This is a genomic window from Flavobacterium aquariorum (assembly GCF_003254745.1).
GTDB lineage: Bacteria > Bacteroidota > Bacteroidia > Flavobacteriales > Flavobacteriaceae > Flavobacterium > Flavobacterium aquariorum.
The window spans coordinates 1-1,358 of sequence record NZ_QKXH01000024.1 but is presented as its reverse complement, the minus strand read 5'-3'; the positions used below and the strand labels follow the sequence as shown (position 1 = coordinate 1,358).

The window sequence follows — 1,358 nt, the reverse complement described above, 5'->3', positions numbered from 1 at the left end:
CGTTACCAGCTATACAATCACAGACTTAACCAAAAAAAAATCATTTTAAAATGAAGTTACTGATTCTTTTAATATTTATTTCTTTAAATACCTATTCTCAAAATACAATTCCTGATATCTCAGCAAGAGTAGACACTTCCAAAACGACAACAAAGCAAGTGTATAATTTATATAAAAACTATCTGAATTCTAGACCTGACAGTATTTACCAAAATCCGAATTGGAATGAACAAGAAGCCAAAAAGTATTTAAAAGGTAAAGATTTAAGAATTGACAGAAGCGCTAATAAAATGTTTTATTATGCTAATGCTAAAAAGTATTTTAATTCCTATAAACCAAAAATTTTACAAATTGACAGCATTGGAACAAATAGATATCAAATCAAAACCATTTTCACCAAAGAATGTCCTGATGCCGACGATAAAGGATTTAACCCAGATTACATAACCAAACTATATGCAGTTAGGGACAGCAAAGGTTTGTTTAAATTAGAAAACGTAATTTCTTATGACACCCGAAATTGGAAAACCTATAAATTTAAATTCATAACATACATAGTCCATCCCAATTGTACCTTGAATACGAAAGATGCCCAAAAAGCAATTGCTTTTTGTGAAAAAATTTCAAAACAATTTAATATACAGACAGAACCATTTACCTATTATCTTCTGCCAAATTCTGATGAAATGGGCAAGTTATATAATTTTGAATATTGGACTTCCTATTTGGGAGGTCAAACAATTAAGCCTCTTAAAGAGATTTTTACTACCTATGGGAATGCAAATTTCCCTCATGAATTTGTCCATCTTTTATTTCCACTTCCAAAAGACAATGTTTCATACTGTCCAATGATTATTAATGAAGGATTGGCAACATGGCTTGCAGGACCAAGTATGAATGAAACATTCGACCAAGCTCTGATAAAGACAACAAAAACATTTAGAAAAAAAGATAAAGTTTCTTTAGAAGACATTATGACTTTTAAAATTAGAAATGAATTTGACAATTCAATTTTATATGTCACAGGTGGCGTAATTTGTAAATTAGTATATGAAAAATATGAAAAAAAAGGAATTTGGGAATTATATAATTCTACTGATACAAATTTCAAATCAGTTTTAGAAAAATTATTTGGAATGCCTTATGAAAAGGTAGATAAATTAGTTATTGACTATATTGTGAATTTTGATAATCCAAACTGAAAAATTGGCAATCAAAATATGTACAGCTGGTAACACACGCTACAAGCAATTTGGGTATTTGGCTTAATGGAAAAATTGGTTTGTATTTGGAAGATTTGGCAAATCCGAAAGATAAGGCTTAATTTAATCCCAAACTGCTTGTAGCGCGAGAACGTT

General features: G+C 29.6%; 1 protein-coding gene. It reads left to right on the top strand.

Annotated features, from left to right (window positions below; translation table 11 throughout):
- The first annotated feature begins 50 nt into the window (after positions 1 to 50).
- Positions 51 to 1,202 (top strand): hypothetical protein, encoded by a 1,152-nt coding sequence (locus DOS84_RS18815; protein WP_111411648.1) that lies wholly within the window; start codon positions 51 to 53, stop codon positions 1,200 to 1,202.
- The last annotated feature ends 156 nt before the right edge of the window (positions 1,203 to 1,358 follow it).